25 protein-coding genes and 3 tRNA genes are annotated in these 26,226 nt (G+C 73.9%); 22 read left to right on the top strand and 6 right to left on the bottom strand.

What is annotated here, in order from left to right:
- The first annotated feature begins 124 nt into the window (after nucleotides 1-124).
- Nucleotides 125-209: transfer RNA gene (locus ACNJ93_RS15400), tRNA-Ser, on the top strand.
- Nucleotides 210-338: 129 nt separating this feature from the next.
- Here ACNJ93_RS15400 and ACNJ93_RS15395 read toward each other — a convergent pair.
- A complete protein-coding gene (locus ACNJ93_RS15395) occupies nucleotides 339-1,202 on the bottom strand; it encodes a bifunctional DNA primase/polymerase (protein ID WP_418957979.1) in 864 nt (287 codons plus the stop codon).
- Between the two features lie 357 nt (nucleotides 1,203-1,559).
- Between ACNJ93_RS15395 and ACNJ93_RS15390 the strand changes: the two genes are divergently transcribed.
- The 8 genes from ACNJ93_RS15390 to ACNJ93_RS15355 all read left to right on the top strand — a co-directional run bounded on the left by ACNJ93_RS15390 (nucleotide 1,560) and on the right by ACNJ93_RS15355 (nucleotide 9,617).
- Nucleotides 1,560-1,868: a hypothetical protein gene (locus tag ACNJ93_RS15390; RefSeq protein WP_418957978.1), complete on the top strand. Its 309-nt coding sequence runs from the start codon at nucleotides 1,560-1,562 to the stop codon at nucleotides 1,866-1,868.
- 323 nt (nucleotides 1,869-2,191) lie between these two features.
- On the top strand, nucleotides 2,192-3,367 hold the full coding sequence (locus ACNJ93_RS15385; RefSeq protein WP_418957977.1) for an acyl-CoA dehydrogenase family protein: 1,176 nt from the start codon (nucleotides 2,192-2,194) through the stop codon (nucleotides 3,365-3,367).
- Nucleotides 3,364-4,398 (top strand): bifunctional MaoC family dehydratase N-terminal/OB-fold nucleic acid binding domain-containing protein, encoded by a 1,035-nt coding sequence (locus tag ACNJ93_RS15380; protein ID WP_418957976.1) that lies wholly within the window; start codon nucleotides 3,364-3,366, stop codon nucleotides 4,396-4,398. Before ACNJ93_RS15385 ends, ACNJ93_RS15380 begins: the two co-directional genes overlap by 4 nt.
- A gap of 2 nt (nucleotides 4,399-4,400) precedes the next feature.
- Nucleotides 4,401-5,438: an acyl-CoA dehydrogenase family protein gene (locus tag ACNJ93_RS15375; protein WP_418957975.1), complete on the top strand. Its 1,038-nt coding sequence runs from the start codon at nucleotides 4,401-4,403 to the stop codon at nucleotides 5,436-5,438.
- The gene (locus ACNJ93_RS15370; RefSeq protein WP_418957974.1) at nucleotides 5,435-5,824 is read left to right on the top strand and encodes a MaoC family dehydratase; all 390 of its coding nucleotides are present in this window, start codon (nucleotides 5,435-5,437) and stop codon (nucleotides 5,822-5,824) included. Before ACNJ93_RS15375 ends, ACNJ93_RS15370 begins: the two co-directional genes overlap by 4 nt.
- Nucleotides 5,821-6,990, top strand: coding sequence for a lipid-transfer protein (locus ACNJ93_RS15365; protein ID WP_418957973.1), 1,170 nt, complete (start codon nucleotides 5,821-5,823; stop codon nucleotides 6,988-6,990). Before ACNJ93_RS15370 ends, ACNJ93_RS15365 begins: the two co-directional genes overlap by 4 nt.
- A gap of 233 nt (nucleotides 6,991-7,223) precedes the next feature.
- Nucleotides 7,224-7,778 (top strand): SigE family RNA polymerase sigma factor, encoded by a 555-nt coding sequence (locus tag ACNJ93_RS15360; protein WP_418957972.1) that lies wholly within the window; start codon nucleotides 7,224-7,226, stop codon nucleotides 7,776-7,778.
- 192 nt (nucleotides 7,779-7,970) lie between these two features.
- Entirely contained in the window at nucleotides 7,971-9,617 is a 1,647-nt protein-coding gene (locus ACNJ93_RS15355; protein WP_418957971.1) for a long-chain fatty acid--CoA ligase, read from the top strand.
- Nucleotides 9,618-9,718: 101 nt separating this feature from the next.
- On the opposite strand, the gene ACNJ93_RS15350 is transcribed toward ACNJ93_RS15355, so the two are convergent.
- Both ACNJ93_RS15350 and ACNJ93_RS15345 read right to left on the bottom strand, forming a co-directional pair.
- Entirely contained in the window at nucleotides 9,719-14,314 is a 4,596-nt protein-coding gene (locus ACNJ93_RS15350) for a PAS domain-containing protein (protein WP_418957970.1), read from the bottom strand.
- A gap of 233 nt (nucleotides 14,315-14,547) precedes the next feature.
- Nucleotides 14,548-15,003 carry an SSI family serine proteinase inhibitor gene (locus ACNJ93_RS15345; protein ID WP_418957969.1) on the bottom strand — a complete coding sequence of 152 codons (456 nt, stop codon included), beginning with the start codon at nucleotides 15,001-15,003 and terminating at the stop codon, nucleotides 14,548-14,550.
- Between the two features lie 197 nt (nucleotides 15,004-15,200).
- Between ACNJ93_RS15345 and ACNJ93_RS15340 the strand changes: the two genes are divergently transcribed.
- Nucleotides 15,201-15,291, top strand: a tRNA-Ser gene (locus tag ACNJ93_RS15340).
- Between the two features lie 194 nt (nucleotides 15,292-15,485).
- Nucleotides 15,486-15,558, top strand: a tRNA-Arg gene (locus tag ACNJ93_RS15335).
- A gap of 75 nt (nucleotides 15,559-15,633) precedes the next feature.
- Here the strand turns inward: ACNJ93_RS15335 and ACNJ93_RS15330 are convergent.
- On the bottom strand, nucleotides 15,634-15,780 hold the full coding sequence (locus ACNJ93_RS15330) for a hypothetical protein (RefSeq protein ID WP_418957968.1): 147 nt from the start codon (nucleotides 15,778-15,780) through the stop codon (nucleotides 15,634-15,636).
- A 161-nt stretch (nucleotides 15,781-15,941) separates the two neighbouring features.
- Between ACNJ93_RS15330 and ACNJ93_RS15325 the strand changes: the two genes are divergently transcribed.
- From ACNJ93_RS15325 to ACNJ93_RS15275, 11 genes are all read left to right on the top strand, one after another.
- Complete coding sequence (locus tag ACNJ93_RS15325; protein WP_418957967.1) at nucleotides 15,942-16,184, top strand: hypothetical protein; 243 nt, start codon at nucleotides 15,942-15,944, stop codon at nucleotides 16,182-16,184.
- 86 nt (nucleotides 16,185-16,270) lie between these two features.
- A complete protein-coding gene (locus ACNJ93_RS15320; RefSeq protein ID WP_418957966.1) occupies nucleotides 16,271-16,633 on the top strand; it encodes a hypothetical protein in 363 nt (120 codons plus the stop codon).
- A gap of 66 nt (nucleotides 16,634-16,699) precedes the next feature.
- Complete coding sequence (locus tag ACNJ93_RS15315) at nucleotides 16,700-17,287, top strand: hypothetical protein (protein WP_418957965.1); 588 nt, start codon at nucleotides 16,700-16,702, stop codon at nucleotides 17,285-17,287.
- Nucleotides 17,284-17,682: a DUF6578 domain-containing protein gene (locus tag ACNJ93_RS15310; protein ID WP_418957964.1), complete on the top strand. Its 399-nt coding sequence runs from the start codon at nucleotides 17,284-17,286 to the stop codon at nucleotides 17,680-17,682. The genes ACNJ93_RS15315 and ACNJ93_RS15310 overlap by 4 nt, the downstream gene beginning before the upstream one ends.
- 40 nt (nucleotides 17,683-17,722) lie before the next feature.
- Nucleotides 17,723-18,361 (top strand): SIMPL domain-containing protein, encoded by a 639-nt coding sequence (locus ACNJ93_RS15305; RefSeq protein WP_418957963.1) that lies wholly within the window; start codon nucleotides 17,723-17,725, stop codon nucleotides 18,359-18,361.
- An 18-nt stretch (nucleotides 18,362-18,379) separates the two neighbouring features.
- Entirely contained in the window at nucleotides 18,380-19,309 is a 930-nt protein-coding gene (locus tag ACNJ93_RS15300) for a DUF2797 domain-containing protein (RefSeq protein WP_418957962.1), read from the top strand.
- A 96-nt stretch (nucleotides 19,310-19,405) separates the two neighbouring features.
- Nucleotides 19,406-19,744, top strand: a complete 339-nt coding sequence (locus ACNJ93_RS15295) for an antibiotic biosynthesis monooxygenase family protein (RefSeq protein ID WP_418957961.1) — start codon at nucleotides 19,406-19,408, stop codon at nucleotides 19,742-19,744.
- Nucleotides 19,734-20,633, top strand: coding sequence for an amidohydrolase family protein (locus ACNJ93_RS15290; RefSeq protein ID WP_418957960.1), 900 nt, complete (start codon nucleotides 19,734-19,736; stop codon nucleotides 20,631-20,633). The genes ACNJ93_RS15295 and ACNJ93_RS15290 overlap by 11 nt, the downstream gene beginning before the upstream one ends.
- A gap of 40 nt (nucleotides 20,634-20,673) precedes the next feature.
- Nucleotides 20,674-21,414, top strand: coding sequence for a response regulator transcription factor (locus ACNJ93_RS15285; protein ID WP_418957959.1), 741 nt, complete (start codon nucleotides 20,674-20,676; stop codon nucleotides 21,412-21,414).
- A gap of 258 nt (nucleotides 21,415-21,672) precedes the next feature.
- Entirely contained in the window at nucleotides 21,673-23,208 is a 1,536-nt protein-coding gene (locus ACNJ93_RS15280) for an MFS transporter (RefSeq protein WP_418957958.1), read from the top strand.
- A 35-nt stretch (nucleotides 23,209-23,243) separates the two neighbouring features.
- The gene (locus ACNJ93_RS15275) at nucleotides 23,244-24,020 is read left to right on the top strand and encodes a TetR/AcrR family transcriptional regulator (protein ID WP_418957957.1); all 777 of its coding nucleotides are present in this window, start codon (nucleotides 23,244-23,246) and stop codon (nucleotides 24,018-24,020) included.
- A gap of 76 nt (nucleotides 24,021-24,096) precedes the next feature.
- Here the strand turns inward: ACNJ93_RS15275 and ACNJ93_RS15270 are convergent, their stop codons facing one another.
- Both ACNJ93_RS15270 and ACNJ93_RS15265 read right to left on the bottom strand, forming a co-directional pair.
- Complete coding sequence (locus ACNJ93_RS15270; RefSeq protein ID WP_418957956.1) at nucleotides 24,097-25,668, bottom strand: MDR family MFS transporter; 1,572 nt, start codon at nucleotides 25,666-25,668, stop codon at nucleotides 24,097-24,099.
- Nucleotides 25,669-25,703: 35 nt separating this feature from the next.
- On the bottom strand, nucleotides 25,704-26,153 hold the full coding sequence (locus tag ACNJ93_RS15265) for a MarR family winged helix-turn-helix transcriptional regulator (protein WP_418957955.1): 450 nt from the start codon (nucleotides 26,151-26,153) through the stop codon (nucleotides 25,704-25,706).
- Nucleotides 26,154-26,226: the final 73 nt, after the last annotated feature.

The raw sequence follows: 26,226 nt of genomic DNA, 5'->3' as shown, positions 1-26,226 counted from the left end.
AGCTCGCACCGTGGGTGCTGGCGCCGTCCTTCCCAGGCTGTGGTCGACCTGTGGCCGGGCCGACGCGCCGCCCACGCCCAGCCGGTAGGCTGTACCCGCTCCGCGGCAGGTGAGGCGGGGCGCGGGTGGGTTGCCCGAGCGGCCTAAGGGAACGGTCTTGAAAACCGTCGTGGCGCAAGCCACCGTGGGTTCAAATCCCACACCCACCGCACCAGGTCAGAGGGCGGGTCTCCGGTTGGAGGCCCGCCCTCTGCTTGTGTCGGTGGGTGATCGACGTCGTCTTCGGTACCTGAGGTGCCGGGCCGGAGGCCTGGGGCGCCCCCGTCTCGGCGAGGGCGTCAGGCAGGCGTGGTGAGGCGGGCGGCTGAGGCTACTGTGGCGCGGGCTTCTTCCGGGGTGAGGCCGGTGCGGACGGCGGCGGTGACCAGGGGCTCGGCCAGGGCGTCGCCGAGGCCGTTCTCGTAGGCGCGGCAGGCGGCCCAGAAGAGGCGGGTGTTGCGCTGGCCCTCGTGCGCCGCCAGGACGAAGTGGATCAGGCCCGCGCCGCCCGCCGGGTGGCCGCCCGGGGCCGGGCGGGTGTGGCGCGGCGGGGCGATCAGGGCCAGCAGGGCGTTCGGGCAGCGGGCCGGGGGCAGCCGGCCGGTGCCCTCGGCGAGGCGGTACGCGCCGTGGGCGGTGACCGAACCGGGGCCCACGAGGTAGCCGCCCGTGCCGCGGATGTCGATGCCCGGCGCCAGCCGGCTCGCCGAGTTCGGGACCACCACGTCCGCCGGGCCCGACAGCCACAGGTGCCGGCCGCCGCTGGGCGTGAGGACGGTGACCGTCGGCGGCAGCGTGAACAGGTGGCGCAGCGCGAGCTCGCGCAGGGCGGCCCCGGCGTCCGTCTCGCCCTTGGTGTCCAGGTCGACGCCGATCAGGTGGTACGGCGGGCGGCCGCAGGCGATGCCGTAGCCCGTCGCCCAGGGCGCCGCCGCGAACAGGGCCCGGACGCGGGCCGGGTCCGTGGTGGCGTCGTGGACGCCGTGGCCGGGCCGGCCGCACTCGCCGCGGCAGCGGGGCGTGCCCGGGACGTCGTCGTGGTGCGGCGAGCGCAGCGCGGGGAGCTTCGTGGGGGACAGCGGGATCACGGGGAGCCCGTGCTCCGCAGCGGAGAGGGCGTGGGCGAGGGCCAGGGTGGCGGTCTGCCGGGACGAGATGGCCATGGGCCTAGTTTCGTACATGCGTTCGAAGATCGGTAGTCCGTCGTCTGGGTGGGCGGGGGATTCGTCCGGGATTGGCGAAACCTTTCCTCTCTTGTGACGGCTTGGCGCCGAGCCTGTTTGAATCGCCCCTTTCCCTGTGACCTGGGGCTTCTCTGCATCAAGGACGTTTATCGACTTGTCCTCACGCTTGAGGGGGAATCGACCGGCCTGGGGCGGTTCGCCGGGGATCCGCTGGGCAACTCTGGACTCGCGACGTCGTGAACAGCGACCGAGGTGGTCGGCCAACTGCCTTGGAACCAGCCGTACTTCTGCCGAGTGCAGGCAGACAGCCCTGCACCGCTCCTGGAGGAAATGAACATGGCAAGCATCCGTACCGCCCGCGTCATCGCCGCCGTCGCCGCCCTCCCCCTCGCCGTCGCGGTCTTCGGTGGCGTGGCCCAGGCCGACAACGGCGGCTTCGCGGACGACGGATCGAACACCAGCGTGGCCTCGATCGTCGGCAGCGGCGGGGGCGGCGACAACTTCGGCAACTCGACCACTAGCCAGCAGGTCGCCAACGGCTCCGGCGCCTCCAACCAGAGCAGCATCGCCAGCGTGAACGGCTCCGCGTTCACCGCCATCGACCAGGACAACACCTCCGTGACCTTCTTCCCACTCTGGTGGTGACCGGGCCGCGGGTGACCGGCCCGCGGCCGACCGGTCCGCGTGCGACGGGGTCCGGCCCGGCCCGACGGGGGTGTGACGACGGGGGCGTGACGGCGAGGGCGTGATGACGGTGGGGGCATGACGACCCGGCATGACGAGGGGTGAACGGCGGCCCGCGCGACGGTACTTCGGTGCCGGAGCGCGGGCCGTCGCCGTTGTCCGCCGAGCCGGCGGGCGGTTCCGCGTCCGTACCGGCTCCCCCGCCCCCCGCCCTTGACATGGCCCCGGATCTGACGGACAGTCAGAAACCCTGATCGGAGAGCGCACCCCGGGAGGCCCTCGCCGTGCACCTCGCCCCCACCGAACCGCAGCTCCGGCTGCGCGCCGAGCTCCGCGCGTACTTCGCCGCGCTCATGCCCGACGGCCCCCCGGACCCCCGCGACCCCGGCGCCCCCGCCGCCCAGCGCCGGCTGCTGCGCCGCATCGGCGCCGACGGGCTGCTCGGGCTCGGCTGGCCGGAGGAGTACGGCGGCCGGGGCCGCGGGCCCGACGAGCAGTTCGTCTTCTTCGACGAGGCCCACCGCGCCGGCGCCCCCGTCTCCATGGTCACGCTCAACACCGTCGGCCCGACCCTCATGAAGTACGGCAGCGACGAGCAGAAGGCGTACTTCCTTCCCCGCATCCTGCGCGGCGAGCTCGTCTTCGCCATCGGCTACAGCGAGCCCGAGGCCGGCACCGACCTCGCCTCCCTCCGGACCAAGGCCGTGCGCCACGGCGACCATTGGGTGATCGACGGGCAGAAGATCTTCACCTCCAACGCCCAGAACGCCGACTGGATCTGGCTCGCCTGCCGCACCGACCCCGACGCCGCCCCGCACCGCGGCATCTCCCTCCTGCTCGTCCCCACCGACTCCCCCGGCTTCTCCTGGACCCCGATCGAGACCGTCGGCGGGCAGATCACCACCGCCACGTACTACGACTCCGTCCGCGTCCCCGCCGGCAACCTCGTCGGCCCGGAGCACGGAGGCTGGACGCTCATCACCGACCAGCTCAATCACGAGCGCGTCGCCCTCGCCGCCCTCGGCATGCAGGCCGAGGACCACTACGCCGCCGCCCTCGCCGCCGCCCGCACCCCCGATCCGGTCACCGGCCGCCGTCGCATCGACCAGCCCTGGGCACGGGCCCGGGCCGCCGAGGCGTACGCGCGGCTCGCCGCCACCCGGCTGCTCAACTGGCGGCTCGTCGGCGAGGTGGGCGCGGGCCGGCTGCTGCCGGGCGACGCGAGCGGGGTGAAGTTCGCCGGGACCGAGTCCGCGGTGGAGGTGTACCGGATCTGCCAGGAGCTCGCCGGTGACGCCGGGCTCGTCCGCGGCGGCTCCCCCGGCGTGTTCGGGGACGGCGGACTGGAGCGGATGAACCGCGCCGCCCAGATCAACACCTTCGGCGGCGGCGTCAGCGAGGTCCAGCGGGAGCTCGTCGCCACCATGCGGCTCGGGCTGCGGACACGGGGGCGGCGATGAGCCACGGGGACGCGACCGCTGATCCGCTGCACGAGCGGCTCAGGACTTTCGAGGGCTCGACGACTTTCGAGGGCTCGACCGCCGATCCGCTGTACGAGCGGCTCAGGACCTTCGAGGGCCGGCCCTCCACCACCTCCGGCCGCGGCAAGGACCCCGTCAACGAGCCCATGATCCGCCACTGGTGCGAGGCCATGGGCGACACGAACCCCGCCTACACCGGCCCCGGCGCCGTCGCCCCGCCCACCATGCTCCAGGCGTGGACGATGGGCGGCCTGTCCGGGCACACCGACCGCTCCGCCGCGTACGACGAGCTGAGCGCGCTGCTCGACGGCGCCGGGTACACCGCCGTCGTCGCCACCGACTGCGAGCAGGAGTACCTGCGGCCGCTGCGCCCCGGCGACGTGATCACCTTCGAGTCCGTGATCGAGTCGGTCTCGCCGCGCAAGACCACCAGGCTCGGCACCGGGCACTTCGTCACGACCCGCATGGACGTCCGCGCCGGCGGCGAACTCGCCGGAAGGCACCGCTTCCGCATCCTCAAGTACGCCCCCGCCGGGAAGAAGCCCGAGCCGCCAACGGATCCGGATCCCCAGCGGCCCCGCCGTCCCCGCCCCGTCGTCAACCGCGACAACGCCGGCTTCTGGGAGGGCGTCGCCGCGCACCGGCTGCTGATCCAGCGCTGCACCGGCTGCGCGACCCTCCGCTTCCCCTGGCTCCCCGGCTGCAACGCCTGCGCCGGCCAGGAGTGGGACACCGTCGACGCGAGCGGCGAGGGCACCGTGTACTCGTACGTCGTCATGCACCACCCGCCCTTCCCCGCCTTCACGGAGTCCGATCACGCCGCTGACGCGGCGGGGCCGTACGCGGTCGGGCTGATCGAGCTGGCGGAGGGCGTCCGGATCGTCAGCAACGTCGTCGGGGTGCCGTACGACAAGGTGCGCGTCGGGATGCCCGTACGGCTGGAATTCCGCAGGTACGACGAGGAGTTGGTGCTCCCGGTGTTCCGGGCGCTGCCGGGGAGCGAGGGCTGACCGTGGACTTCACGCCCACCGAGGAGCAGGAGGCGGCCCGCGGGCTGGCCGCGCGGATCTTCGCCGACCTCGCCGCGCCCGAGCGGCTCGCCGCCGCCGGCACCGGCACGGACGCCGAGCTGTGGAAGGCGCTGTGCGCGGCGGGCCTGCCCGCGGCCGTCGAGGAGCTGGGCCTGCTGGGCCTGGTGCTGATGCTGGAGGAGCAGGGGCGCACCACCGCGCAGACGCCGTTCGCGGCGAGCGCCGTGTACGGGATCCTCGCCGTCGCCCGGCACGGCACCGACGAGCAGCGCGCTCGACTGCTGCCCGCCCTGCGCGACGGCTCCGCGATCGCGACCGGGGCCTTCCCCGTCCCCGTGCGGCTCACCGGCGGGCGGCTCACCGGGGAGGTCGCCTGGGCGCCGTGGCTCCGGGACGCCACGCACGTCCTCGTCCCGGACGAGGAGCGGAACCTCTGGCTGATCCGCACCGCCGACGCGGTCGTCGAACCGGTCGAGCTCACCGCGCCCTGGTCGGCCGGCCGGCTGCTCCTCGACAGCGCCCCCGGCGAACGGCTCGGCCGCGGCCCCGAGGCGTACGAGGACGTGCTCGCCGTCGCCCGCATCGCCTTCGCCGGCCTCCAGGCGGGCGTCTGCGCCGGCTCCCTGGCCCGCGCGGTCGACCACGTCAACCGGCGCGAGCAGTTCGGGCGGCCGCTGGCCACCCGGCAGGCCGTCCAACTCCGCGCGGCGGACGCGTACATGGACAGGGAGGCGATCCGGGTCACCGCGTACGAGGCGGCCTGGCGGCTCGACGCCGGGCTGCCGTGCGCCGGGCAGGCGCTGACGGCCGCGTGGTGGGCGTCGGAGGCCGGCCGGCGCGTCGTCCACGCCGGCCAGCACCTGCACGGCGGCGCGGGCGCGGACCTCGACCACCCCGTCCACCGCCACTTCCTGTGGGGCCGCCAGCTCGACGCGTACCTGGGGCGCGGCGCCGAACTGCTGCAGGAGCTGGGCGACCTGCTGGCGGACGGGCCGGACACGATCGGAGAGCCCTCATGAAGCCCGGTGACGCACTGCCGCCCCTGGTCCTGCCGATCACCCGCACCCTGATCGTCGCCGGAGCGATCGCGTCGCGCGACTACCAGGACGTGCACCACGACGCCGAACTGGCCCGCGAGAAGGGGTCCCCGGACATCTTCATGAACATCCTGACCACGAACGGCCTGGTCGGCCGGTACGTCACCGACTGCCTCGGGCCCCGGGCGGTGCTGCGCAAGGTCGCGATCCGGCTCGGCGCGCCCAACCACCCCGGCGACACCATGACGCTGACCGGGACGGTCACCGCCGTCGACGGGGACACCGCGGAGGTGCGGATCGTCGGCGCCAACCGGCTCGGGAACCACGTCACCGGCACGGTCACCGTCACCGTGGAGGTCCCGCGATGAGCGTCCGGCGCGGGGACCTGCTCGGCGGGCGGGCGGCGATCGCGGGCATCGGAGCCACCGAGTTCTCCAAGGACTCCGGCCGCAGCGAGCTGAAGCTCGCCGTGGAGGCCGTGCACGCGGCCCTGGACGACGCCGGTCTGACGCCCGCCGACGTCGACGGGCTCGTCACCTTCACCATGGACACCAGCCCGGAGATCACCGTCGCGCAGGCGGCGGGCATCGGCGAGCTGTCGTTCTTCTCCCGCGTCCACTACGGCGGCGGCGCCGCCTGCGCCACCGTCCAGCAGGCCGCCCTCGCCGTGGCGACCGGGATCGCCGAGGTCGTCGTCTGCTACCGCGCCTTCAACGAGCGCTCCGGCCGCCGCTTCGGCTCCGGGGTGCAGCGGCGCGAGCCGTCCGCCGAGGGCGCGGCGCTGGGCTGGCAGCTGCCGTTCGGGCTGCTCACGCCCGCGTCCTGGGTCGCCATGATCGCCCAGCGGTATCTGCACACGTACGGGCTGACACCGGAGGCGTTCGGCCATGTCGCGGTCACCGACCGGCGGTACGCGGCGACCAACCCGGCCGCGTACTTCCACGGCCGGCCGATCACCCTCGCCGACCACGCGGCCTCCCGCTGGATCGCCGAACCGCTGCGGCTGCTCGACTGCTGCCAGGAGACGGACGGGGGGCAGGCGCTGGTCGTCACGTCCGTCGAGCGGGCCCGGGACCTGCGGCGGCCGCCCGCCGTGATCGTCGCCGCGGCGCAGGGGGCCGGGCGCGGCCAGGAGGCGATGACCAGCTTCTACCGCGACGGGCTGACCGGGCTGCCGGAGAGCGGCGTGGTGGCCCGGCAGCTGTGGCGGACCTCGGGACTCGGGCCCGGCGACGTCGACGTCGCGATCCTGTACGACCACTTCACGCCGTTCGTGCTGATGCAGCTGGAGGAGTTCGGCTTCTGCGGGCCGGGCGAGGCGGCGGACTTCGTCGCGGCGGACGCGCTGCCGCTGAACACCCACGGCGGGCAGCTGGGCGAGGCGTACCTGCACGGCATGAACGGCATCGCGGAGGCGGTCCGGCAGGTCCGGGGCACGTCCGTGAACCAGGTGCCGGGCGCGGCCCGCACCCTGGTCACGGCGGGCACGGGCGTCCCCACCTCGGGGCTCCTCCTGGGGGCGGACGGGGGGTGAGGACGCGGCTCCCCGGCGGACGGGTCGGGCCGTCGGCCCCGGCCGGCTGTACGAAGCGGCCGGCGCCCCTCGCCGTACGCGACGCCCCCGCCCCCGCCGTCGACCCCGACGACCCTGACCCGGCCCTCCACCTTCAGGAGGTCCGGCTGTCCCCACCCCTACAACCTGAGGCGGATCCGGGTTCGGGACCTGGGGCCGATCCCCGTGGACGGCCCCGCTCCTAGCGTGGAGACATGACTCCGCGACCCGGTCCCGTCTGCACCGGGGCCTCCAAGCCCGCCACCGCGCCCTCGGCCTACGCGTCGTTCTCGTCGTACGTACGGGCCCGCGGGCCCGTGCTGCTGCGCACCGCCCGCTCGCTCACCGCGAACCCGAGCGACGCCGAGGACCTGCTGCAGACCGCGCTCGCCAAGACGTTCGTCGCCTGGGAGCGCATCGAGGACCACCGCGCCCTGGACGGCTACGTCCGCCGCGCCCTCGTGAACACCCGCACCTCGCAGTGGCGCAAGCGCAAGGTCGACGAGTTCGCCTGCGAGGACCTGCCGGAGCCGCACGGGCTGCCGCTGCCGGACCCGGCCGAGCAGCAGGTCCTGCACGACGCGATGTGGCGCGCGGTGATGCGGCTCCCCGACCGGCAGCGGGCGATGGTCGTCCTGCGGTACTACGAGGATCTGAGCGAGGCGCAGACCGCCGAGGTGCTCGGCGTCTCCGTCGGCACGGTCAAGAGCGCCGTCTCGCGGGCGCTGGGCAAGCTCCGCGAGGACCCGGAGCTGGCCCCGGTCCGCTGACGCGCGACGGCGGGCCGGGCACGGCGACCGGCACTCCGAGCTGCGCCGACGCCGGGCCCGTCCGTCCCGACCGGGCCAGCGATCACTGGCACTTTCTTATTTTCCGTACTCCCGGGTAGTGACATACCGCGCGGTATGTGCGCAGAATCTGCACACCGTTTCGAGCCACGTAGCGCCCACCGGGAGGACGCCGTGCTGAGCACCATGCAGGACGTACCGCTGACCGTGACCCGCATCCTGCAGCACGGGATGACGATCCACGGGAAGTCGACGATCACCACCTGGACCGGGGACCCCGAACCGCAGCGCCGCACCTTCGCCGAGGCGGGCGCCCGCGCCGTCCAGCTGGCGAACGCGCTGCGCGACGAGCTCGGGGTGCGGGACGGCGACCGGGTGGCGACCCTGATGTGGAACAACGCCGAGCACGTGGAGGCGTACTTCGCCATCCCGTCGATGGGCGCGGTCCTGCACACCCTCAACCTCCGCCTCCCCGTCGAGCAGCTGGTCTGGATCGTCAACCACGCCGCCGACCGGGTCGTCCTCGTCAACGGCTCCCTGCTGCCGCTGCTCGCCCCGCTCCTCCCGCACCTGCCGACCGTCGAGCACGTCGTCGTCTCCGGCCCCGGCGACCGCTCCGTCCTCGACGGCGCGGCGGCCCGCGTCCACGACTACGAGGAACTGATCGCCGGCCGGCCGACCACGTACGACTGGCCGGAACTCGACGAACGCAGCGCCGCCGCCATGTGCTACACCTCCGGCACCACCGGCGACCCGAAGGGCGTCGTCTACTCCCACCGCTCGATCTACCTGCACTCGATGCAGGTGAACATGACCGAGTCGATGGGGCTGACCGACCGCGACACCACCCTCGTCGTCGTCCCCCAGTTCCACGTCAACGCCTGGGGCCTGCCGCACGCCACGTTCATGACCGGCATCAACATGCTCATGCCGGACCGCTTCCTGCAGCCCGCCCCGCTCGCCGAGATGATCGAGCGGGAGAAGCCCTGTCACGCCGCCGCCGTGCCGACCATCTGGCAGGGCCTGCTCGCCGAGGTCACCGCCCACCCGCGCGACCTCTCCAGCATGAAGCAGGTCACGATCGGCGGCGCCGCCTGCCCGCCGGCCCTCATGGAGGCGTACGACAAGCTCGGCGTCCGGCTCTGCCACGCCTGGGGCATGACGGAGACCTCCCCGCTCGGCACCATGTCCCACCCGCCGGCCGGCCTCACCGAGGAGCAGGAGTGGCCGTACCGGATCACGCAGGGCCGCTTCCCGGCCGGCGTCGAGGGCCGGCTGATCGGCCCCGGCGGCGACGTCCTGCCGTGGGACGGCGTCTCGGCGGGCGAGCTGGAGGTGCGCGGCAACTGGATCGCGGGCGCGTACTACGGCGGCTCGGACGGCGAACCGCTGCGGCCCGAGGACAAGTTCAGCCCGGACGGCTGGCTGCGCACCGGTGACGTCGGCGTGATCAGCCCGGACGGCTACCTCACGCTCACCGACCGGGCGAAGGACGTCATCAAGTCCGGCGGCGAGTGGATCTCCAGCGTCGAGCTGGAGAACGCGCTGATGGCCCACCCGGAGGTCGCCGAGGCGGCGGTCGTCGCGGTGCCGGACGACAAGTGGGGCGAGCGGCCGCTGGCGACCGTCGTCCTCAAGGACGGCGCGACGGCGGACTACGAGACGCTGCGCGCGTTCCTCGGCGAGAGCATCGCCAAGTGGCAGCTGCCGGAGCGCTGGGCGCTGGTGCCGGCGGTGCCGAAGACGAGCGTCGGCAAGTTCGACAAGAAGGTGATCCGCAAGCAGTACGCGGAGGGGGAGCTGGAGGTCACGACGCTGTAAGGCGCGGGCAGAGGAAGGGGGTTCACCGTCGGGACGGTGAACCCCCTTCTGTGTGCGGAGCGTTGCCCTCGCTCAGTTGGTGCGTGGAGCGTTGCCCTCGCTCAGTTGGTGCCGATCTTCGCCAGCAGGTCGACGATCCGCGCCTGGACCTCGGCGCTGGTGGAGCGCTCGGCGAGGAAGAGCACGGTCTCGCCCGAGGACAGCTTCGGCAGCTCCTCCTCGTCGAGCCCGGCGGACGTGTAGACGACCAGTGGCGTGCGGTTCAACTGGCCGTTGGCGCGCAGCCAGTCGATGATCCCGGCCCGGCGGCGGCGCACCTGCATCAGGTCCATCACCACGAGGTTGGGCCGGGTCTGGGTGGCCAGCGCGACCGCGTCGGTGTCCGCGGCGGCCCGCGCCACCTGCATCCCGCGCCGTTCGAGGGTCGCGGTCAGCGCGTGCGCGATGTCGTCGTGCTCCTCGATGAGCAGCACGCGGGACGGGTGCTGCTCGCTGTCGCGCGGGGCGAGCGCCTTGAGCAGGACGGCCGGGTCGGCACCGTACGCGGCCTCCCGCGTCGCCTGACCGAGCCCGGCCGCGAGCAGCACCGGGACCTCGGCGGCCACGGCCGCCTGCCGCAGCGACTGGAGCGCGGTACGGGTGATCGGCCCGGTCAGCGGGTCGACGAACAGCGCGGCCGGGAAGGCGGCGATCTGCGCGTCGACCTCCTCGCGGGAGTGCACGATCACCGGCCGGTAGCCGCGGTCGCTGAGGGCCTGCTGGGTGGCGACGTCGGGCGCGGGCCAGACGAGCAGCCGGCGCGGGTTGTCGAGCGGCTCCGGCGGCAGCTCGTCGTCGACGGGCTGCGGGGCGGGCCGGTTGGCGACCTCGACCGCGCCGCCGGGGCCGTCCAGCGGCTCCGGGCCCTCGTCGGCGTCCTCGTCGGGCGCCCCTATGGCGTACGCGCGGCCCTCCGCGGGCGGGGCCAGCCGGGACGGCGGCGGGGGCGTCGCGACGGAGGGCGCGGCGGTTGAGGCGGCCGGGGCCGGGGCCGTGGTGGTTGCGGGGGTGCCGTTGGCGGTCGGGCGGGGGGTGGCCGACGCGGCGGCCGGGGCCGGCTGCTCGGCGGCGGACGACGGCAGCGGACGGTCGTCCGCGGGCGGGGTCGCCAGCTTGCGGCGGCGGCCGGAGCCGAGCTGCTGCTGCGTGGCGAACTGCTGGGCGAACGGCACGCCCTGGCCGAGGGTGCGCACGCTGAACGCCCGCCCCTGCGTCGTCTCGCCGGCCGGCGGGGCCGGCGACTCCGCGGGGAGCGGCTGCGCCGCGGGGCGCGGGGTGGCCGGCGGCATGGGCAGCGCGGGCGGCAGCGGTACGGAGCCGGTGCCGCCGTCCTGCGTGGCGGCGCGGCGACGGCCGGTGGGCAGCGGGTGCGGCTGCGGCGGCGTGTGGTCCTCGTCGGGCTCGCCGTGCGCGGCGTCGTGCCGGTCCGCGTCGGCGGGCGGCAGGGCGAACGGCGATCGCGCCGGCTCGTCCTCGGCGACGGCCCCGCCGAGCGCCCGCCGACGGCGACCGGTGGGACGGGGGCCGTCGGTGCCGTGGGGCGGGGTGGCGTCGGGGGCGGAGGCGGCAGGGGTGACGGGGGTGGCCGGGGCCTCCTCGGGCAGCGGACCGACCGGCATCCCGGCCCCGGCAGCGGGGGCGGCCGGGGCGGGCATCGGCCCGACGGGGGGAATGGTGGTGGAGCCGGTGGGAACACCTGCGGCGGGCATGGCGGTGGGAACGGACGCGGCGGGCGCGGCCGGACCTGCGGGTACCTCGGAGGCGGGCACAGGAGCCCCCGCCCGCGGGTCGGGGTGGGGCCCCATCGGCGCAAGGCCCGGAGCCGTCCCGGCGGGATTCGGCGTCGCGGCGGCGGGCATCCCGGCGGCGGGGGTCGGCCCACCGGCAGCAGGCATCGCGCCGGGGGTCACCCCACCGGCAACGGGCATCCCAGCCGGGTTCGGCATCCCCGCAGCAGGCGTCGCACCAGGGGCAGGCGCACCGGCAACAGGCAACGCGCCAGGAACCGCCCCACCGGCAACAGGCATTCCGGCCGGGTTCGGCATCCCACCGGCTGGGGGCATCGCGGCGGGAGCCGGCCCACCGGCAACAGGCATCCCGACAGGGTTCGGCGCCCCGGGAGTCGGCGTCGCCGCACCGGCCCCAGGCACCGCCCCAGGCACCGCGCCAGGAACCGCCCCACCGGCACCGGGCAGCCCGGCAGCAGCAGCCGGAACCCCCGCCTCGGGCAGTGGCATTCCGGCAGCGGGCACGGGTCCACTCACACCCGGCACCGGCGTGGGCACGCCCGCGCCTGGCACGGGTCCACTCACACCCGGCGTGGGCACGCCCGCACCCGGCAAGGGACCACTCCCACCCGGCACCGGCGAAACCCCCGTCGCGGACGCCGCATTGGCGGCCTCGGGTGCCCCGGGGGCCGCAGCCGGAGGCAGCACGGCCGGACCGGCCACGGCCTCCTGACCGTTCATCGGGGCGGGCGTCGGAGCGGACGCGGCGGCGGGCGTCGGAGCGGACGCGGCGGCGGGCGTCGGCGCGGACGGAGCGGCGGGCGCCGGGGCCGCGGACGGCAGGGCCGGGAGGCCCTGCGGGGCCGCGCGGCGGGCGCGGCGGCCGGAACGGGGCGCGGCGGCGTCCGCCGGGACGCCCTGCGGCGGCACGGTGTCGCCGAGCGCCGGCCGCCCCTGGGCGCCCTCCGCGGCGGTGACCACGGCGCCCTCGGCCGGGGCGGGCCGGCCGCGTCGGCGCCCCGTGGGCTCGACGGCGCCCGCGTTCTGCGCGGGGATCAGCTCGGCGGCCGCGGGCGCCTCCTCCGTACGGCCGCGGCGACGCCCGCTCGGCTCGGCGGCGGCGTCGCCGCCCTCCGGGGCCATCGGGCTCTCCAGGAACGCGTCGGTGGACGACCGGCGGGCCCGCCGCCGGCCGCCGCCCGTCGTGTCCCCGCTCTGCTGCGCGGGCAGCGCCGGGGCGGCGCTCTCCTCGGCGGCCGGTTCGGACCGGGGCGCGGGCGTGACCGTGCCGCGCCCGGCGCCGATCGGCACCTCGAGCACGTACGCGCTCCCGCTCATCCCCGGTACCTCGTGCGTCTGCAGCACACCGCCGTGGGCGGCCACGATCCCGCGCACGACGGGCTGGTGCACGGCGTCGCCGCCGGCGGACGGCCCGCGCACCTCGATCCGCACGACGTCGCCGCGCTGGGCCGCCGCGACCACGATGGTCGAGTCGACGTAGCCGCCGGCGGGGGCCGGGGCGATGGTGGACTTGCCGGTCGCGTCGACGCCGGCCACGTCCGCGACGAGATGCGCGAGCGCGGTCACCAGGCGGGGCGCGTCCACCTCCGCCTCGATCGGCGGGGCGTGCACCGCGAACTGCGCCCGCCCGGGCCCGATCAGCTCGACCGCGCCGTCGATGCCGGCGGTCACGACGCCGTCGAGCATCGCCGGGGCCTTCGCCAGCACGTCGGCGCCGCTGTCGAGCCGCTGGTAGCCGAGCACGTTGTCGACGAGCGTGGTCATACGGCCGTAGCCGGCGGCGAGATGGTGCAGCAGCTGGTTGGCCTCGGGCCAGAGCTGCCCGGCGTCGTCCGCGGCGAGGCCGGAGAGCTCGGCCCGCAGCTCCTCCAGCGGCCCGCGCAGGGACCGGTCGAGCAGCGCGGTGAGCTGCTCGTGCCGGGCGGCCATCTCCGCGTACCGCTTCTCCAGCCCGTCCAGCCGCTCCTGCCGTTCGGCCAGCTCGCGGGCGGCGCGCTCCTCGTGCTCGGCGCGCTCGGCGGCGTACCGCTCCTCCCGCTCCGCGAGTTCCGCGGCGTGCCGCTCGTCGCGCTCGGCCAGTTCGGCGGCGTGCTGCTCGTCCAGCAGTTCCTGCGGGCGCCGGTCGATGAAGGTCATGACCGCGCCGACGAGCTGGTCGCCGTCGCGGACGGGCGCGGTGGTGAGGTCGACGGGGACGCGCGAGCCGTCCTTCGCCCACAGCACCTGGCCGCGGACCCGGTGCTTGCGGCCGGACCGGAGCGTGTCGGCGAGCGGCGACTCGGCGTACGGGAACGGCTCGCCGTCCGGCCGCGAGTGCAGGATCAACGGGTGCAGCTCCTTGCCGCCGAGGTCGCCGGCGCGGAAGCCCAGTATCTGGGCGGCGGCCGGGTTGACGAGGACGACGCGTCCGTCGGTGTCCGTGCCGACGACGCCCTCGGACGCGGCGCGCAGGATCATCTCGGTCTGGCGCTGCGAGCGGGCGAGTTCGGCCTCGGTGTCGACGGTGCCGGTGAGGTCGCGGACGACGAGCATGAGCAGTTCGTCGCCGGTGTAGGAGGAGTACGAGTCGTACGCCTCGCGGCCGTCCTCCAGGCTCGCGCTGGTCACCTCGACGGGGAACTCGCTGCCGTCGGTGCGGCGGGCGATCATGCGGGCCGGCTTGGTCCGGCCGCGGTCGTCGGCGGCGTCGGGGCGGCGCATGGAGCCGGGGATGAGCCGCGAGTCGAAGTCGGGCAGCAGGTCGAGCAGGCCGCGGCCGACGAGGGCGGTGCCGGGGGACTCGAAGAGACCGAGCGCGATGGTGTTGGCGTTGACGACGGTGCCGTTGCAGTTGACCAGCACGAGGCCGTCGGGGAGGGCGTCGAGTATGGCTGCGAGGCGAGCAGCGCCTCGGGATGGCCTGCTGCTCACGACGACGGTTCCTCCCTGACCACTGCCTTGCCTTGGGCGACGGGCGGGCCCCATCTTGCCCCTCGGGCCTCAGCCTGTCACTGCAGGAGTCTAAGGGCTGGGACGCCGGCCGCGGCGGCGGATGCGGGGGAGCACTTCGCAAGGTTGTGTGCGGCCGGGGCGGGCCATGGGCACATGATGTGCACGCTGACCTGCGGGTACGGGGGTGGGGCCGCGGGCGCGGCCCCGCGGGGTCAGCCCTGCAGGCGGGGGAGCACGGGCTCCAGGTTCCGCCAGCGCTCGATCTCGCAGCCGTCCGTACGGCTGAAGCGGGAGTCGACGGGGCGGCCCTGCCAGGTGCCGGTGACATGGGCGACGGCGTCGCCGCCGTGCTGCATGGTGCACATGCGGTCGGAGGCGGGCCGGGCGAAGGGGTCCTGGCCCTCGCGGGCGAGCTCGTCGAGGCGCGCGCAGGCGTCCTGGGCGGCGGGGTGGTCGCCGCCGGCCCCGGTGGCGCCGCACTCCAGCGCGAAGGTGCCGTCGGCGGTCGCGTCGGCGCTGCCGGTGACGGTGACGGTGAGGCGGTCCTCGGCGGCGGACAGCCCGGGCAGCGGCGGCAGCCAGGAGGGCACGGGGACCGCGCCGGCGGCGGGCGCGGCGGAGAGGGCGAGGGCGGCGGTGGCCGTGGTGAGGGCGAGGCGGCGCAGCATGCGGACTCCCGGAGGTGCGGAGGGTGTGCGAGGGGGTGTCCCCGACTGCTCTAACGCTCCGCACGCCCGTTCGTTGCGCAAGCGCAGGGCTTTGCCCTGCGGCCGGGCGGCCTAGTACGGTGGGAACCGATTGGTGACACCCGGCTCGCCTGTGTCATCATCTGCACGCACGACCCGCGCACGCGCGAGTGTGTGAAGGAGGCGTCGCCTAGTCCGGTCTATGGCGCCGCACTGCTAATGCGGTTTGGGCCTTAAAGCCCATCGAGGGTTCAAATCCCTCCGCCTCCGCCCCAGGAAGCCCCGGCCCCACGGCCGGGGCTTCCGCCGTTCCCGGGCCCCCGCGACAGCCCGCCCGGAGACGTTTTCGCAGGTCACAAGGGGTGCGCCTAACGGATTTCACATGGCGGCGGCAGTCATGTAATGTTCTTCCTGTCGCCGCGAGCGGGCCGAAAGGCCGGGGAGCGGAGACAACAACAGAACAAGCACTCGTAGCTTAACGGATAGAGCATCTGACTACGGATCAGAAGGTTGCAGGTTCGAATCCTGCCGAGTGCACAGAGACGAGAGGCCCGGACGAGAGTCCGGGCCTCTCGCGTTGCGTTGCGCGTGAAGACGGCTCCTGCCGTCGGGTCACTGCGGGAGGAGGGAGCCGCCGTCCGCGGGCTGCTCTTCCCGGATGCGCTCGCGGGCCTGGTTGCGCTGGACGGCCTTGTACACCTCGTAGCCCGCGATGCCGACCAGTCCTGCGGCGAGAAGCCCGCCTACTACGAACACCATGTCGTGGCTCCCCTCGTCGTTCCTGCTTCCAGCGTCTCCCCGCCGCCATGCCGCCGCACCCGCTGACGCGTCACCCGCTCGGATCGCACGCGTCGCGGACCGGGGGTGCGCTTCTTACGGTCGGGCGGGGGACTGAATCACCTCAGGCGGACCTTGGAGGCATGGTGGCCAAGAACAGCAAGCACGAGTTCACGTTCGTGCTGACCGACGTCGAACTCACCGACGAGCAACAGGAAAGGGTCAGCCGTGCCGTCGCACAGGCCGGCGCGCTGGCGCTGGGCGAGCTGCTGCCGAAGGACTCCCTGACGGTTCCGGTGCGGGCGAACGTGTGGTGGCACGGCATTCCCCGGCCGGACCTGATGACCGAACTCCAGAGGATGGGGGCCGAGCGGGCGCAGCAGTGACGACCGCGGGCGCCGCCGACGGGCAGGGCCGGCGTCGGGCCTGCCCGAGCGGCCCGTGCCACGAGGGCGGTTCGATCATCGGCGTGATGACGGAGCAGGGCCGGCTGGCGTACCTGCCGATGCCCGTCGTGGTGGACGCCGCGTACGCCTCGCGCCTGCAGGAGGTGGGGCTGCCGGAGCGGCGGTACCGCTTCAGCCAGCCCTGCGTCGAGGGCGCCTGCTCGCAGTGGACCGGCGAGGGCTGCGCCGTCATCGATCACGTACTGGACGATCCCCCCGACGACGCGCGCGCACCGGACGCGCGCGAGACGCGTCCGGGCACCCTGCCGACCTGCGCCATCCGCCGGGACTGCCGGTGGTTCGCGCAGCGCGGCGCCGCCGCGTGCGGGGCCTGCCCGACGATCGTGGCGGACATCGGCGGGACGGCCACCTACCGCCGACCGGGATGAAAAGGAGCCCTCCGGCGCCCGCTGCCTGGCAGACTGCGGGGTGTGGAGGGGGCTGATCGTCGGGGGTTGACGCCGCGTTCTGTGTCGCCGTTGCGTGGTGACGAGGCGATCGGCGGTGTTCCCGGCGCCACCGTGGTCGACTTCTGGCGGTTCGCCATGCCGGATCTGCGGATGAACAACACGAGGGGTCTGTTCGCCGAGTTTCTGGTGCACCGGGCGGTCGGCTCGCACGAGCCTCGGGTGGAGTGGGCGAGCCACGACGTCGAGACCGACGACGGGCTGCGCATCGAGGTCAAGGCCGGGGCGTATCTGCAGGCGTGGGATCAGCGAGCGCCGTCGCTCATCCGGTTCGGCGGGCTCCGGGCTCGCACCTGGACTCCTGAGGGCGGGTACTCCGAGGAGAAGTCGTACAACGCCGACGTCTACGTGTTCGCGGTCCAGACCGCGCGTGAACACGCCGTCTACGAGCCGCTCGACACCGACCAGTGGGAGTTCTACGTGCTGCCCCGCGCCGTGGTGGCCGCCTGGGACGCGGACAGCGTCGGGCTCGGTGCGGTTCGGGCGGCGGCCGGCGCGGCGGTTCCGTTCGGCGCGCTCGCGGGCTGTATTCGGGCGGCCGCTCCGTCGGCCGGTGAGGGGAGGAGGGGCGTGTGACGGTGACGGTGTGGGTCGATGACTGGCAGATGCAGTGTTGTGGGGAGAGCTTCGGGCCGGGGGATGTCGTCTCGTGGGAGTTGATCGAGGCCGACCCGGAGGACTACGCCGATCTTGTGGGGGACGAGGTGGCGGCGGGGATCGGCTTTCGGGAGGAGCATCACGGGCAGGGGGCCGGGGATGCGCCCGTCGCCCTGGAGGTGGTGGGGGTCGACGAGGTGCACTGTCGGTACGAGGTGTCCTCGCGCGGGGGCGGTGTGTCCGAGCCCGTTCCTGGAACGACCGAGTTCGTTCCCGTCGAGCGGGCCGACGGGTGGGCGAAGACGCGGGCGGGGGTGCGCTTCGCGGGGTATCTGGTGACCGCGCGGCCCGTCGGGGAGGGCCCCGGGCGGTAATGGCCCGGCGCGGGCTCCCGCGCGGTGGTTGGATCGCGGGATGGCAGAGATCAAGCAGCCCTGGGGGCTGAGCGTTCTGGGGGCGGGGCATGTGTCGGCGGAGCCGACGGTGGCCATGGTGCGGCTGGCGGTCGATCTGCTGGCCCCGACGCCCAAGGAGGCGTTCGAACGGGCCGGGGCGGCGGTGGCCCGCCTGCGCGGGGTGCTGCGGGAGCACGGGGTGCCGGACTCGGAGGTGTCCGGGTCGCGGCTCGCGCTGAAATCGGACTTCAACGGGTACGGGGCCGAGCGCACGTTCCGCGGGTACCGGTGCGAGGCGCTGTACACCGTGCAGACCCGCGCGCTCGACCGGCTCGAACTCCTCGTCGAGGAGGCCGTGCAGGCGGGCGCGAACCGGGTCGACGAGGTGCACTTCGACGTGCTCGACAAGCCCAGGCTCCGCGACGAGGCGCGGCGCCGGGCCGTCGCCGCCGCGCGGCGCAAGGCCGAGGTGTACGCGGAGGCGTGCGGGGTGCCGCTCGGGCCCGTGGTGCACATCCAGGACGTGGATCCCGAGTCGCTCGGCGTGCGGAGCCACGGGAGCCGCGTCGGCGGGGACGCCGAGCTCGAAGGAGTCTTCGCGCCCGGGAGCGTGCGGGTCGAGGCCGCCGTGCTCCTCGGTTTCGGTTTGGCGCACTGAGGTTGGACCATCGGGGGTGTGAGCTCCTCGCCTCCCCGGTCCGCCACCGGTTCCGCCGCGCCCGTCTGGCGTTGTGACGGGCTGCGGTGGGACGCGGGCGGGCCCGTGCTGCGGTGGGCCGGCGGCAGGGCGTCGCGGCTGGTGTACGGGCAGGGCGTCGGGGTGCGGGCCGTGGGGCGGCGCGCGTGCGTGGGGGCGCGGGGGAACCCGTGCCCCGTGCGGGCCGGGGTCGCCGGGACCTCCACCGGAGGGCGGTGTGCCGAGTGCGCACGCCTCGACCGGGCCCACTCCGTGGCGGCGGACTCGTTCGCCGACGATCCGCGGGTCTACCGGGTGTACCTCGCCTGGTTCGGGCCCGGCCTCGTCAAGGTGGGGATCACCGCCGAGGAGCGGGGCGACGCCCGGCTCCTGGAGCAGGGCGCGGTGGCGTTCTGCTGGCTCGGGCGCGGGGCGCTCATGGCGGCCCGACGGACCGAGGAGGTGCTGCGGCACGCGCTCGACGTGCCGGACCGGATCCCGTACGCGCGCAAGCGTGCCGTACGGCACGCGCTGCCGGACGCCGAGGAGCGGGCCGGGCAGGTCGGGGCGCTGTACCGGGCCGCCGTGGCCGTACCGGAGTGGGGCGAGACCCTGGAGCCGCTGGAGTTCGCCGCGTACGACCACGGGGACGCCTTCCGGCTCGACGGGCTGCCCGCGCCCGCCGGCGCGGTCGCCGCGTTCACGGACGGGGGCGGACTCGTCGGGTCGCTGCGCGCCGCCGCCGGGCCCGATCTGCATCTGGTGACGGCGGACGGGCGGTGCGTCGTGCTCGACACGCGGTTGATGCGGGGGTGGGGGTTGGTGGGGGTCGATGCCGGGGCGCCTGGAGGGCCCGGCGGTTCCGAGGGACCGGTCTCCGTGCCGCTGGTGGCGTGCGGGGCCGCCGGGCAGCAGGGCGGGTTGTTCTGAGCCGGCCCCCCTCCGGCAACGGTTTGGGTAAAGCCTTGGATCCCTTTCCCCCGGCTCCCTGGACACCCCCTCCCCCCGCCGCCGATCGTGATCCGCATGAGCCAGTCACCCACACTCGTCTCGGGGCTCGAACCGCCCTACTACACCGCTGTCTTCACCTCCGTCCGGCCCGATCACCCCGAGGGCTACGGCGAGACGCTCGAACGGATGCACGCGCGGGTGCAGGACGTGCCCGGGTTCCTCGGGTACGAGTCCGCGCGGACGCCCGGCGGGATCGGGATCACCGTCGCGTACTTCCGGGACCTGGAGTCCCTGCACGCCTGGCGGGACGACGCCGAGCACCGGGCCGCCAAGCAGTACGGGCGGGAGCACTGGTACGAGCGGTACAGCGTGCACATCGGGCGGGTGGAGGACAGTTACCACCATGAGCGGTGATCCCGTCGCCTTCGCCCGCGCGCTGGGGCTGCCCGGGCTCGTCGACGTGCACACGCACTTCATGCCGCAGAACGTGCTCGACAAGGTCTGGGCGTACTTCGACTCCGTCGGGCCGCTGACCGGCGTCGCGTGGCCCATCGCCTACCGCGAGGAGGAGGACCGCCGGGTCGAGATCCTGCGCGGGTTCGGCGTCCTGGCGTTCACGGCGATGCTCTACCCGCACAAGCCCGGCATGGCCCGCTGGCTGAACGAGTGGGCCGCGGGGTTCGCCGGGCGGACGGCGGACTGTCTGCACACCGCCACCTTCCATCCCGAGGACGACGCCCCGGCGTACGTCCGCCGGGCGCTCGACCAGGGGGCCCGGGTGTTCAAGGTGCATCTGCAGGTGGGGGACTTCGATCCCAACGAGCCGGTCCTCCGAGGCGTCTGGGGGATGCTCGCCGAGGCCGGTGTGCCCGTCGTCGTGCACTGCGGGTCCGGGCCGGCGCCCGGGCGGTTCACCGGGCCGGAGCCCATGCGGCGGCTGCTCGCCGCGCACCCCCGGCTGCGGGTGGTCGTCGCGCACCTGGGGATGCCGGAGTACGGGGACTTCCTCGGGCTCGCCGAGCGGTACGACGGGGTGCACCTCGACACGACCATGGCGTTCACGGACTTCGCCGAGCGGCTCGCGCCCTTCCCGGCGGGCGAGCGCAAGCGGCTGCTCGGGCTCGGGGACCGGGTCCTGCTCGGTTCCGACTTCCCGAACATCCCCTACCCGTACGGGGATCAGCTCGACGCCCTGGCCCGTCTCGACCTGGGGGACGACTGGCTGCGCGGCGTGTGCCACGCCAACGCGGCCCGGCTGTTCGGGCTTCCGCTTCCGGCCGTTTCTCAGGTAATTCACAGATAGCGCCAAGGACGCTCTCAGCACCCCCGCCGAGCGTGGTCGCATGACCACCACGACGCCCCGGGGGCGAACCGACATGCTCAGACCGGACGGCACCGCCGTACGCGTGCTCGTCGTCGACGACGAGGCGTCGCTCACCGAACTGCTCTCCATGGCCCTGCGGTACGAGGGCTGGGAGGTGCACAGCGTCGGCGACGGCGCCTCGGCGCTGCGGACCGCCCGGGAGTTCCGGCCGGACGCCGTGCTCCTCGACGTGATGCTGCCGGACATGGACGGGCTCGCCGTCCTCGGGCTGCTGCGCCGCGAACTGCCCGACGTGCCGGTGCTGTTCCTCACCGCGAAGGACGCCGTCGAGGACCGGATCGCGGGGCTCACCGCGGGCGGCGACGACTACGTGACCAAGCCGTTCGGCCTGGAGGAGGTCGTGGCCCGGCTGCGCGCCCTGATCCGCCGTTCCGGCGCGGCCGTCGCCGCCCGTGACGACTCCGTGCTCGTCGTCGGCGACCTGCGGCTCGACGAGGACAGCCACGACGTGTCCCGCGGCGGCGAGCCGATCCACCTCACCGCGACCGAGTTCGAGCTGCTGCGGTACCTGATGCGCAATCCGCGCCGGGTGCTGAGCAAGGCGCAGATCCTCGACCGCGTCTGGTCCTACGACTTCGGCGGGCAGGCCAACGTCGTCGAGCTGTACATCTCCTACCTGCGGCGGAAGATCGACGCCGGGCGGGCGCCGATGATCCACACGCGGCGCGGCGCCGGGTACCTCATCAAGCCCGCGGAGTAGCCCGTGCCGAGCGCCTCCGCCCGGCCGCGGCGCCCGTCATGCGTTTCCTGTACGGGCCCGGAGGCCGCGTCGTCCCCCGGGCACGGCACCCGGCCCCGTGACCACCCCCGGCGACCCCGGCGGCCGGCGCCCCGCCCCCGGCCCGAAACCCGGCACCCGGCGGCCCCGGCGGCGCGCCGAGAAATCGCTATACAGCGTACGAGACTCTCTTGTACGGTGTACGACACCACGTCTCGTACACCGTACAAGGGGGACCCGATGACGGCGACGACCGCCGCCGACCAACCGGCCGCCACCACCGGCGGCCACCCGCAGCGCTGGCTGATCCTCGGCGTGATCTGTCTCGCCCAGCTCACCGTGCTGCTCGACAACACCGTCCTGAGCGTCGCGATCCCTTCGCTCACCAGCGAACTGCACGCCTCCACCAGCGACATCCAGTGGATGATCAACGCGTACTCGCTGGTCCAGTCGGGTCTGCTGCTCACCGCCGGCAACGCCGCCGACCGCTACGGGCGCAAGAAGCTGCTCGCCGCCGGTCTCGCGCTCTTCGGCCTCGGCTCGCTCGCCGCCGGCCTCGCCGAGTCCACCGCCCAGCTGATCGCGGCCCGCGCGGGCATGGGCATCGGCGGTGCGCTCCTGATGACCACGACGCTCGCCGTCGTGATGCAGATCTTCGACGACTCCGAGCGGGTCAAGGCCATCGCGCTGTGGGCCACGGTCGGCTCCCTCGGCTTCGCCGCGGGCCCCCTGATCGGCGGAGCGATCCTCGACCACTTCTGGTGGGGAATGATCTTCCTCGTCAACATCCCGGTCGCCGTGATCGGCCTGGTCGCGGTGCTCAAGCTGGTCCCCGAGTCCAAGAACCCGCAGGGCGAGCGGCCCGACCTGCTCGGCGCGCTGCTCTCCACCGTCGGCATGACCGCCGCCGTCTACGCGATCATCACCGGCCCCGAGCACGGCTGGACCTCGACCGAGGTGCTGCTGCCGGCCGCGATCGGCGTCGCCGTCCTCACCGGGTTCGCCCTGTGGGAGCTGCGCATCCCGTACCCGATGCTCGACATGCACTTCTTCCGCAACCAGAAGTTCGTCGGCGCCGTGGCCGGCGCGATCCTGGTCATGTTCGGCATGGGCGGCTCGCTCTTCCTGCTCACCCAGCACCTGCAGTTCGTCCTCGGCTACGAACCGCTGGAGGCCGGACTGCGCATGGCGCCGCTCGCGCTGACCGTGGTCGCGCTCAACCTCACCGGCGTCGGCCCGCGGATCGTGATGAAGCTCGGCACCCCGCTCACCGTCACCGTCGGCATGACGCTGGTCGCGGCCGGTCTCGGCTCGATCGCCCTGATCGGCGGCGGCGCCGACGGCACGTACTGGGGGATGCTCCTCGGCCTGGTCCTCATGGGCATCGGCCTCGCCGTCTCCAACCCGGCCATGGCCAACGCCATCATGAGCGCCATCCCGCCGGAGAAGGCCGGCGTCGGCGCGGGCGTCAACGGCACCCTCGCCGAGTTCGGCAACGGCCTCGGCGTCGCCGTCCTCGGCGCGGTCCTCAACGCCCGGTTCGCCGCGCTGGTCACCGTCACCGCCACCTCGCTCCCGGCGGCCCTGGCCGCGGCCGGTTCGGACGCCGAACGGGCGCAGATCTCCGACGCCTTCGCCTCCGGACTGCAGACCAGCCAGCTGGTCGGCGCGATCGCGGTGTTCGCGGGCGGTCTGCTGGCGGCGGCGCTGCTGAAGCGGGCCGAGCGCACGGAGCGGAAGACGGCGGGGGACGAGCAGCCGGCCGTGGCCTCCTAGCATGGTCACGGACGACTGACAGACGGAGGAACGCGATGGTCAAGGCAGCCGATCGGGCCAAGAACCCGGCGCGTTCCAGCGTCTGGCTGGAGAAGCGGGCCGCCCGCAGCGGGGGCGGCCCGGCCGGCCTCGACCGGGACCGGATCGTGGCCGCCTCGGTCCGGATGCTCGACGAGGAGGGCCTGGCCAAGCTGTCCATGCGCCGGCTGGCCACCGAACTGGGCGTCACGGCGATGTCCTTGTACTGGTACGTGGACACCAAGGACGACATCATCGAGTACGCCATCGACACGGTGTACGGGGAGGTCGACCTGACCGCGGTCGACGCCGCGGGCGGCTGGCGCGAACGCATCCGGGCGCTGGCACTCGGGTACCGGCGGATGCTGGTCCGCCACCCGTGGATGTCGGCCGTCGCCGGCCAGTACCTCAACATCGGCCCGAACGCCATCGCCGTCGGCACCAAGATCCAGGAGGCGATCCGGGAGACCGGCCTGCCGATCACCCGGCAGCCGAGCGCGATGTCGGCGGTGTTCCAGTTCGTGTACGGCTACGGGACGATCGAGGGCCAGTTCAGCCGGGTCGCCCAGCAGGCCGGGATGTCGCAGGACGACTACTACACGGACTCCATCAAGGCGTTCCGCGAGGACGAGCAGTTCATGGACGCCCTGGAGGGCATGACCGACATCCTCGACGAGCGCCAGTCGCACGGCAGCGTCGACCAGATCTGGGACCGGGACTTCGACTACGCGCTGGACGTGCTGATCGCGGGCATCGAGGTCATGGTCGAGCGCAGCCGGGACGAGGACCAATGACGGAGCGGTGGGCCGTCCCCTGCCCACCGCTCCGTGACCCGGCCGCGCCTCCGCTCGGGGCGCGGCCGGGAGTCCGCTACTTCCCGCCGTTGCTCTTCAGCGCGACCTCCTTGATGAACAGCGTCACCAGGAAGGCGATCAGCGCGAACGGCGCCGAGTAGAGGAAGACGTCCGCGACGCCGTGCCCGTACGCGTCCTCCATGACCGTACGGATCGGGGCCGGCAGCTTGTCCATGTCGGGGATGCCGCCGCCCGTGCCGCCCTGGCCCAGGGCCGCCGCGGCCTTCGGGCCCAGCTCGGCGAGGCCGTCCTTCACGTAGTCGGTGACCCGGTGGGCCATGACCGCGCCGAGCGCCGAGACGCCGATCGCGCCGCCGAGGGAGCGGAAGAAGGTGACGACGGAGGAGGCGACGCCGAGGTCGGAGGGGTCGACCTGGTTCTGGGTGCAGAGCACGAGGTTCTGCATCATCATGCCGAGCCCGAGGCCCAGCACCGCCATGAACAGGGCGATGTGCCAGTACTCCGTGTCGTACCGGACGGTGCCGAGCAGGCCGAGGCCCGCGGTGGCGAGCGCGCCGCCGGCGATCAGCCAGGCCTTCCAGCGGCCGGTGCGGGTGATGATCATGCCCGAGGCGGTGGACGAGACGAACAGGCCCGCGATCATCGGGATGGTGAGCACGCCGGACATCGTCGGCGACTCGCCCCGCGCCAGCTGGAAGTACTGGCTGAAGAACACCGTGCCGGCGAACATCGCCACGCCCACGAAGAGAGAGGCCAGCGAGGCCAGGGTGATCGTGCGGTTGCGGAACAGCCGCAGCGGGATGATCGGCTCGCCCGCCCGCGCCTCGACCAGCAGGAAGACCGCGCCGAGGACCACGGAGCCGCCGACCATCACGGCCGTCTGCCACGACAGCCAGTCGTACTTGTCCCCGGCGAAGGTGACCCAGATCAGCAGCAGCGAGACGGCGGCGCTGATGAAGAACGCACCGGCCCAGTCGACCTTGACGTCGCGCTTCACGACCGGGAGCTTCAGGGTCTTCTGCAGCACGACCAGCGCGAGCAGCGCGAAGGGCACGCCGACGTAGAAGCACCAGCGCCAGCCGAGCCATTCGGTGTCGGTGATGACGCCGCCGAGCAGCGGGCCGCCGACGGTGGCGACGGCGAAGACCGCGCCGAGGTAGCCGCTGTACCGGCCGCGCTCGCGCGGGGCGATCATCGCGGCCAGGATGACCTGGGAGAGCGCGGTCAGACCGCCGACGCCGATGCCCTGGACGACGCGGCAGGCGATCAGCATGCCGGTGCTCTGGGAGAGGCCGGCCACGATCGAGCCGGCCACGTATATGAGCAGCGACAGCTGGACGAGCAGCTTCTTGGAGAAGAGGTCGGCCAGCTTTCCCCACAGGGGCGTGGTCGCCGTCATCGACAGCAGGGACGCTGTGACGACCCAGGTGTACGCGGACTGGCCGCCGCCGAGGTCGGTGATGATCTCGGGCAGCGCGTTGGAGACGATCGTCGACGACAGGATCGCGACGAACATGCCGAGCAGCAGCCCGGACAGCGCCTCCATGATCTGCCGGTGGGACATGGGCGCCCCGCCGGTGGGGTGTCCGCCCGCCCGGGTCGCGGGTGCGGGGGTGGTCGTGGCCATGAACTTCCTTCGTCGTCGGGCCTGGTGGGCCGTCGTCAGGCGTGGTGGGCGCGGCAGTCCCCGAAGGCGTCGCGGAAACGGGTGAGCAGGGAGGTGAGCAGCTCGATGTCGTCGTCGGACCAGTCCGCCAGCTTCTCCGCGAGCATCGCGGTCAGCCGGCGGTCCAGCTCGGTGAGCTTGTCGCCGCCCGCGGGGGTGAGGCGGAGGATGCGCGAGCGCCGGTCGTCCGGGTCGGGCAGGCGCTCGACCCAGCCGCGCTCCACGGCATGGGCGACGTGCCGGCTGCTGACCGACATGTCGACGCCCATCAGCTCGGAGATCCGCCCGATGCGCAGATCGCCGTGGCGGTGGACCAGGGCGAGCACCCCGGCGGTGCCGGGCGGGCAGTCGGCCGGCAGCGAGCGCGCCATGCCCCGCTTGACCGCGCCGATGGCGCTGACCTGACGGGTGAGGTTCTCGTACCGGTTCTTCGCGGGCTGGTCCACGGCTACCCCAGACATCTTGTTGCTTAGGGCAACCATAGAGATGGATGGTTGCTCCAGGCAAACTAAATCGGTC

Source organism: Streptomyces tritici (genome assembly GCF_048500665.1).
Classification (GTDB): Bacteria; Actinomycetota; Actinomycetes; order Streptomycetales; family Streptomycetaceae; genus Streptomyces; species Streptomyces tritici.
The sequence above is the reverse complement of the archived record's forward strand: the minus strand, read 5'-3'. Positions and strand labels throughout refer to the sequence as shown.